The 8219-nt window shown below is 31.8% G+C and carries 5 protein-coding genes; 3 read left to right on the top strand and 2 right to left on the bottom strand.

From position 1 onward, the window contains the following. The first annotated feature begins 84 nt into the window (after positions 1 to 84). Complete coding sequence (locus RCH18_RS14470) at positions 85 to 1011, top strand: hypothetical protein (protein WP_326937485.1); 927 nt, start codon at positions 85 to 87, stop codon at positions 1009 to 1011. Positions 1012 to 1302: 291 nt separating this feature from the next. Here the strand turns inward: RCH18_RS14470 and RCH18_RS14465 are convergent, their stop codons facing one another. Further along, on the bottom strand, positions 1303 to 2703 hold the full coding sequence (locus RCH18_RS14465; RefSeq protein WP_326937484.1) for an exonuclease domain-containing protein: 1401 nt from the start codon (positions 2701 to 2703) through the stop codon (positions 1303 to 1305). Between the two features lie 429 nt (positions 2704 to 3132). After that, complete coding sequence (locus RCH18_RS14460) at positions 3133 to 3909, bottom strand: XRE family transcriptional regulator (RefSeq protein ID WP_326937483.1); 777 nt, start codon at positions 3907 to 3909, stop codon at positions 3133 to 3135. Between the two features lie 83 nt (positions 3910 to 3992). Here RCH18_RS14460 and dinB point away from each other — a divergent pair, with 83 nt between their 5' ends. Both dinB and RCH18_RS14450 read left to right on the top strand, forming a co-directional pair. Beyond that, a complete protein-coding gene (gene dinB, locus RCH18_RS14455; protein WP_326937482.1) occupies positions 3993 to 5159 on the top strand; it encodes a DNA polymerase IV in 1167 nt (388 codons plus the stop codon). Beyond that, on the top strand, positions 5149 to 8202 hold the full coding sequence (locus RCH18_RS14450) for a DNA polymerase III subunit alpha (protein WP_326937481.1): 3054 nt from the start codon (positions 5149 to 5151) through the stop codon (positions 8200 to 8202). Before dinB ends, RCH18_RS14450 begins: the two co-directional genes overlap by 11 nt. Positions 8203 to 8219: the final 17 nt, after the last annotated feature.

Below are 8219 nucleotides of genomic sequence, written 5' to 3'. Positions count from 1 at the left end.
CAAGCAACTAGCGGAATCTAAATCATTGTAAAATTACGCTCCTATCATTAATCTTATTGAACTAAACAAGATGTAGTTGCTCGGGTGGATACAAATACTCAGTATAACAATGATTATGGATGCTTAGCATTTTCAAATAAATTAGAAAATGGATCTTATTTCTTAAAATGGAACATCAATTCAGAATCTAGAATTTTCCCATTTTTTATTTATGATAGCTACCAAACCCAATTTTTTATTCGTTATGCAGCAATACCCGACTTTCAAAACTGTTTTTTCTATTATACCAAGAAAATGGATTTTAGTTTTATATATAAAGAATATCTTGTTCTTGAAAAAATTCGTTTTGCCTATAAAAATTATAGTAATTATGATTTATTGACTCAAGATGATATAAACACTATTCAGGAGCACCCTTATTTAGTTTCGCTTGTCAATATTCTTCAGACTGAATTAGGAAAAAAACTTGATTTCTTACCTTATGAGTATTTGCCATTACCTGACTTAGATGTTATTTCGAAAAATAAAAACAACAATAACAGCAGTGAAATACTACCTATAATTTCATCAATAATGAATAAATATGTTAATAAGAATAATCAACTATCATTTGAAGCTGATTCCTTAGTAGACAGAACAATTGATAATCTTAGACATGATTTATTTTGGACTAACTTTTCAGCAATTGACAATTTAAATGATTGGATTACACTCTATTCTAATCTTAAAAACAAAACTAACTTAGCACTAAATACAGGTGCGGCTCTTAAAAGCAATACATTAAATAATAAATCAACAGATAATTTTCAAAAAGAAAAAAAAGATAAAGTTTCACAAAAACTGAATTCCATTATTCAAAATAATCAAGTTGACAATTATCAGCAAAAAATTAGTGAATTGATTGATGACATACAGGAAGTATCAAATATTGCAGAAAAGCTCGATCTTCCTTCAACACTAGTTTTAAGAAACTTTGGAAAGTATAAAAGAATTTATGACAAAATTAAATAGTGTAAAATCATATTTCATCTCTTAAATTATAGATAATGTTTTTCGCGTAGCTTTATATCTTAAAATTCATGCTGTAATAACAAAGATTCATTTTAACTATAAGTGCATCAAAGGCAATATAAACAATTTTAGTAACTCCTAGACATATCTACAATATGTTAATTTTGAGTAATGTTAACCTAAGTGTGTAAAATGATCTAAAAACAATGAAACATTTCTAATTCGTATGTATATTATGTTATTGAGAGCTATGCGTACAATAAGGTATTGCTAAAATAGAATCATAGGCGTTTATTCTATGAAATTGGAATCTATAAAATCATTATTAGTTTGATAATGCACTTTACGTGGATTCTTCTCGACAAACGAAAAAATTAGTTGCATGATATATTGGTTGGTTTTATAAGGAGTAATATGTTCCTTTATTTGTGATAAATCATCCATAGCTATATCAGAATCAATATAACCCATACCATAAAAATGTCCATTTTGAACCCAAATATAACTGCGTTCATCAACTGTTCTACCTTTATCGATAATAGCAAAACTTTGTCTGCTGCTTAAGTAAAAATCAATTGCTGATTGAACTTGAATATTGTGAAAATCAAGATCTGGTAAAACCGCAATCTCATTTTGCGTGGGAAATATACCGTCTGACATACTTCCATATTTACAAAATCGATTATCAATTTCAAATTGAGTAGCAAGTCCTTGTAGCAAGTTTATTCCGCTGTATATTGTATCAAAAGTTTCAATACATAATTGGTTTTTTGCTAATTTTCCAATAGCTAAATATCGATATCCATTGCGAGCTTCATAGTCAAAGAAACCAAATTTAGGCTCAAAACGTTTTAGTGCTTTATTGTGAACGGGCCACAATTGTTTTATTTCAGTACATTCAAGTAATAGTGCCATTAATTCTGTACCACAAATTTCAAAACTGATACCATATATATCTCGTAAAAAATTTTGTCTTTGTGGTGTAATTTTATGTCCACTAAAGTGTGATGCAACTCGTTTTTTTAAGTTGACTGCTTTACCCACATAAACTACTTTTTTATATTGATCATAAAAATAATAAACACCTGGTTTCTCTGGAAGTTTATCAAAATCCTCTTGCGCAAGATTAGGAGGCAAGCGCTGATCTTGAGAGGTTTTCTTGATCATTTTTTCCATTTCCTTTTCTGTATCCCATTCTAATAATCGAGTAAACAAAATGGCGGTAGCATCAGCATCACCTCCAGCACGGTGACGATTTTCTAAATCTATATCTAATGATTTGCAGAGTCTTCCTAAACTATAAGAAAGCATTCCAGGTCTAATTTTTCGGGCAGCTCTTACAGTACATAGTTTTTTAGCTGTCCACTTAAGTCCCGTTCTTTCTAATTCGTGACGTACAAAAGAATAGTCAAAATTAACATTATGAGCCACAAAAATACGATCAGACAATAGTTCAAAAACTTTATCGGATATGATATCAAATATTGGAGCCTCACTAACCATTTCATTAGTAATACCTGTCAATGCAAAAATGGCTGGTGGTATATCCTTTTGTGGATTTACAAGTGTTTCCCAGCGGTCAATTACTTTTGTTCCGTCATGTATGATAATAGCAATTTCAGTAATTCTACTATGACTTGCATTACCGCCTGTGGTTTCAATATCTACTATTGCGTATTCCTGGTTCTTCATTTTTTTTAAATAGTGAGTGGTAACTCTAAATTTTGCTCTAAATGATAAAGTATTCCACCTTTAATTTTATAAATAACCCTATTTTAAGATTAATGCGTATTAAAAATAAAATGCTTTTTATTTATGATTTATCTAGTTATAAATTTTAAAAACTATAATGTGCAACACAGTAAAAAACTAATTTTTGTGCTTAATTATTAATTCCATAAACAAAAAAACACTGTTGTTTTAACTTCTCAAAAAGGGAAAACAGTATAGACTGAGAATATTTAAATTCTTATAACATCATATTTTTGTCACTGTAAAATTAAATAGTAAATACTTTGAATACGATACTTTTTAATAAGTCAATAAATTATTTTATTAAGTGCTAATTGATTACCAAAGACTGTACTAGTTTTAAATTCTAATTGTTAAAAATGTCATATATTAATTAGTTAAACCTATACTGTTTTTTACTTCGTTGATATCTCTTTTTAATTCTACAAACATATTTTTAATGGTATCGCTTTCTAATGCTTCTGTTCTTTTATCACTTCGAGCAATACTACATTGGTATTCCCAAATTTCTAAAATATCCGAAGCTTTCACCTCATAAGGCGGATAGAAATAATTATCCGAAGCTACTACTAAAGCATTTTTTTTGTTCTTATTGAGTCGTTTATAAACCATTCCTTCACTTCTAGTAATCAAAATATAGGTTTTACCATCTAAGACTTCTCCTAAACGTTCTACATAACTACCTACAATAATATCACCATCCTGATGTGGCGGCATAGAATCTCCTTCAACAGGGAAACCGCGGTATTTACCCACACCTAAAAATGGCAACGAAATTTGTTGTAATTGTTCTATATACTCTGGATCAGCATATCCGTTTAAATATCCTGCTTTTACCGTTTGAGTTACTACTTCAATACAATTTTCTCCACCTTGATCTACTTGAATAGGTAAAATCAAACGGTTATTTTCAAGTTTTAATAAATCATTAATCTCAATTTTACGCACATCAACAGATAACAATAAATCAATACTAATTTGGTAATACTGAGCTATTTTCTTAAGTATTTCGTAAGGTGCTTCTGAAGTTCCATCTTCATATTTTACATAACGTCCTCTAGTAATTACAAGGCTTTCGGCCACTTTACCTTGTGAAATTTTATGCTTGACCCGCAAAGCTCTGATATTGTCTGAAAATAAGGACATAGCGTTTTTGTTATAATTTGTAACAGCAAATATAACAAAATATGTTACTATCTGTACTATTTTTGTTGTTTAAAAAAAAGGAAATGACACGCGCAATTGTACACATGGATTTGGATACATTTTTTGTATCCTGTGAAAGATTAGTAAATTCTAAACTAAATGGTTTACCATTGATTATTGGAGGTGGAGAACGTGGCGTGGTTGCTTCCTGTTCCTATGAAGCTAGAACTTTTGGTGTTCGTTCAGCAATGCCTATAAAAATGGCACTTCGGCTTTGTCCACAAGCAAAAGTGATGAAAGGCGATATGGAATTATATTCTAAATTATCACATGATGTTACTCAAGTCATTGAAGAAAAAGCACCTATTGTAGAGAAAGCAAGTATTGATGAATTCTATCTTGATATTACAGGAATGGATAAATTTTATGGTTGTTCCCAATGGACAAATGAACTAGCACAATCGATTACAAAAGAAACTGGGTTGCCTATAAGTTTTGCTTTATCAGTAAATAAAACAGTTTCTAAAATTGGTACAGGCGAATCAAAACCAGTAGGAAGATTAGAAATCCCAGAAATTATGGTTAGATCATTTCTCAATCCACTCTCCATCCAAAAAATTCCTATGGTGGGTGATGTTACTTTTCAATTGTTATCGCGTATTGGTATTAGAAACATACAAACTCTTTCAGAAATGCCTGCGGAAGTATTGCAACGAATGATTGGAAAAAATGGTTTAGAATTATGGAAAAAAGCCAATGGAATTGATAATAATCCCGTTGAGCCTTATACCGAGCGAAAATCAATTTCAACAGAACATACTTTTATTCAAGACACAATTGATATCCCAAAATTAAAATCAATCTTAATTGGTATGGTCGAAAAATTAGCGTTTCAACTGCGATCCGAGGAATGGCTCACATCAACGGTAGTGATCAAAATACGCTATGCTAATTTTGATACAGAAACAAAACAATGCAAAATCGCCTATACATCAGCAGATCATATACTCACAAGAACCGTTACTGACTTATTTGATAAACTGTATCAACGTCGAATGCGGTTGCGACTCATTGGTATTCGCTTTAGCGGATTAGTACGCGGTACGTACCAAATCAATTTATTTGAAGATACCGAAGAAATGCTATCGCTTTATCAAGCAATGGACAAAATGAAAAAACGCTATGGCTTCGATGCAATTGCTCGCTGTGCTGGTGCCAACTTAAAAACAAAAAACAAAGATGTATCTTAATTGTCATTCCTTTCACAGCCTGCGTTACGGCACAATTCCACTAACTGATTTAGTACAACTGGCTGTACAATCTAATGTAAAAGCAATGGCACTAACCGATATTAATACCGTTACCGGAATTTATGATTTTATAAAAGAATGTCAAACGGTAGGTATAAAACCAATTGTTGGAATCGAATTTAGATATAATAATAAATTACTTTATATTGGCTTAGCTAAAAACGCCGAAGGCCTTGCTGAAATGAATCGGTTTTTGACTAAACATAATTTTGATGCAACTCCCTTACCCAATTGTGCTCCTCAATTTCAAAATGTCATTATTATTTATCCTATCGAAAATGTTCCTGATAGCTTTAACCATTTTGAATTTTTAGGCATACGACCAGAGCAATTGCCTTTACTTTATCATCCGGTATGGAAAGATAGATTAGATAAAATGGTGGTATTGCAACCCGTAACTTTTCGTACTAAAAAAGAGTTTAATCTGCATAAAATATTACGTGCTATTGATACTAATATCATTCTATCAAGACTTACTGAAGCTGATTATTGCAGCATCTCAGAGACCATGATTCCGTTAAAAGATTTATTAGAAAAATTTACAGACTATTCTATAATAATTGAAAATACTGAAAAAATAATTAACGAATGTAATTTTGAATTTGAGTTTAAAACCCCAAAAAACAGAACTAATTATACAGATAGCGGCGACAATGATATTCAATTACTGACGAGTTTAGCACATCAAGGATTAATAAAAAAATACGGACACAATAATCCATTAGCTAAAACGAGAGTTGAAAAAGAATTAAAAGTTATACATGAATTAAAATTTAGCGGTTATTTTTTAATTACTTGGGATATCATTCGGTATAGCAATAGCATGGGATTTATGCATATTGGTCGAGGTAGTGGTGCTAATAGTATTGTAAGTTATTGTTTGGGTATTACCGCTATTTGTCCACTTGAATTGGATTTATATTTTGAGCGTTTTTTAAATGTAAATCGTAAAAGTCCACCTGATTTTGATATTGATTGGAGTTGGAAAGAAAGAGATACGATCCTCGAATATATCTTTAATCGCTATGGTCGGGAGCATGTTGCTTTTTGTGGTACCAATGTAGAATTTAAGTACCGCTCAATTTTTAGGGAAGTCGGAAAAGTTTTTGGTTTACCCAAAGAAGAACTGGATGCCTTAGCTAAGAATCCGATGCAAATGCACGACACTAATTCGATAGTGGCGCTTGTACAAAAATATGGTATGTTACTCGAAAAATATCCCAATCAACGCAGTATGCATTCCTGTGGGATATTAATTTCTGAGCTACCTATTACAAATTACACCGTTTTAGAAATGCCTCCAAAAGGATTTCCTATTGTACTCTTTGACATGCATGTTGCAGAAGATATAGGTTTTGAAAAATTTGATATTTTAAGTCAGCGCGGCATTGGTCACATCGATGATTCAGTAAAACTGATTAAAAAAAACAGAGGTATTGAAATTAATATTCGTGACATAACATTATCAAAGAATGAAGCAAAATGCAACGACTATTTAAGTATTGGAAATACTATAGGCTGTTTCTATATTGAAAGCCCTGCCATGCGTGGTTTATTGCGAAGACTTAAATGTAATAATTATAAAACACTTGTGGCGGCATCATCTATTATTAGACCGGGTGTTGCTCAAAGTGGAATGATGAAGGAGTATATTTTTCGTCATAATCATCCGGATCGATTTGAATATTTCCATGACGTTTTTAAAGAGCAATTAGGAGAAACCTACGGAATTATGGTGTATCAGGAAGATGTAATTAAGATTGCACTTCATTTTGCAGGAGTTCCCGCCTCTGATGGTGATATTTTGCGTCGTGCAATGAGCGGCAAAGGACGTTCAGCGGCTGCATTACAAAAAGTAAAAAACAACTTTTTTGCCTGTTGCGCTCAAAAAGGGCATCCTGTAGCACTGAGTCAGGAAATTTATCGCCAAATTGAATCCTTTGCAGGTTACTCTTTTTGCAAAGCGCATTCTGCTTCTTATGCTGTTGAAAGTTATCAAAGTTTGTACTTAAAAGTACATTATCCCATAGAGTTTATGGTAGCGGTCATCAACAATCAAGGAGGTTTTTATAGAACGGAAGTTTATGTCCATGAAGCTAAAATGTCTGGTGGAGTCATTAATACTCCATGCGTTAATAAAAGTAATTATGAAACTACGCTTTATGGAATTCAAGTATTTCTGGGTTTGATGCATTTAGAAGGGCTTGAAGCCAAAGTAGCGCATCATATTGTGTTAGAACGCGATACTAATGGAGAATATAAATCATTAGAAGATTTTATCAATCGCATTGCAATAGGAATTGAAGGTATTCAACTATTGATTTTTATTGGCGCTTTTCATTTTACAGGTCAAACAAAAAATCAATTACTGGTTATTGCACGGTTGATATTGGTAAATTTTAAACCTGAAAATAGAAATTTAATGTTAATTCAAGAACCCGTTAAGGATTATCAGCTACCAGTATTAGCACGTTCAGCATTTGAAGATGCTTTTGATGAAATAGAATTATTGAGTTTTCCAGTTTCTTGTTCGCCATTTGATTTATTGCAAACTAAATATCGAGGAGGTGTTTTAGCGAAAGATTTATTGCATTATCATAAAAAAACGGTCAAAATGTTAGCGTATCTTATTTCTCGAAAACACGTTCCTACTAAAATGGGAACTATGTTTTTTGGTACTTGGATTGATATTGAGGGACATTTTTTTGACACAGCACATTTCCCCAATAGCCTCAAGCAATATCCTTTTCAAGGCGGTGGCTGTTATTTATTATTAGGAATGGTTGAAGTGGATTATCATTTCCCTAATATTACAGTTACTAAAATGGCAAAAATGCCCTTTATTCCAGATCCACGTTATTCTAATTCTAATGATAGACAATATAAAACGCATCAACAAATTAAGGAAGACATAAGTATGACTAATAGAGCGCCTTATCCGCAGGATATTAATCTACCAAGACATAAAATGAATGTTAAATAACGTTTTAATATAAGTGT

It is taken from the genome of Flavobacterium sp. PL11 (assembly GCF_035985025.1).
Classification (GTDB): Bacteria; Bacteroidota; Bacteroidia; order Flavobacteriales; family Flavobacteriaceae; genus Flavobacterium.
Note: the sequence above shows the minus strand (reverse complement) of the source record. Positions and strands in the feature narration are given on the sequence as shown.

Coding starts and splice junctions, on each gene's coding strand:
- dinB (WP_326937482.1), top strand. CDS start 3,993: ATGACACGCGCAATTGTACACATGGATTTGGATACATTTTTTGTATCC.
- RCH18_RS14450 (WP_326937481.1), top strand. CDS start 5,149: ATGTATCTTAATTGTCATTCCTTTCACAGCCTGCGTTACGGCACAATT.
- RCH18_RS14465 (WP_326937484.1), bottom strand. CDS start 2,703: ATGAAGAACCAGGAATACGCAATAGTAGATATTGAAACCACAGGCGGT.
- RCH18_RS14460 (WP_326937483.1), bottom strand. CDS start 3,909: ATGTCCTTATTTTCAGACAATATCAGAGCTTTGCGGGTCAAGCATAAA.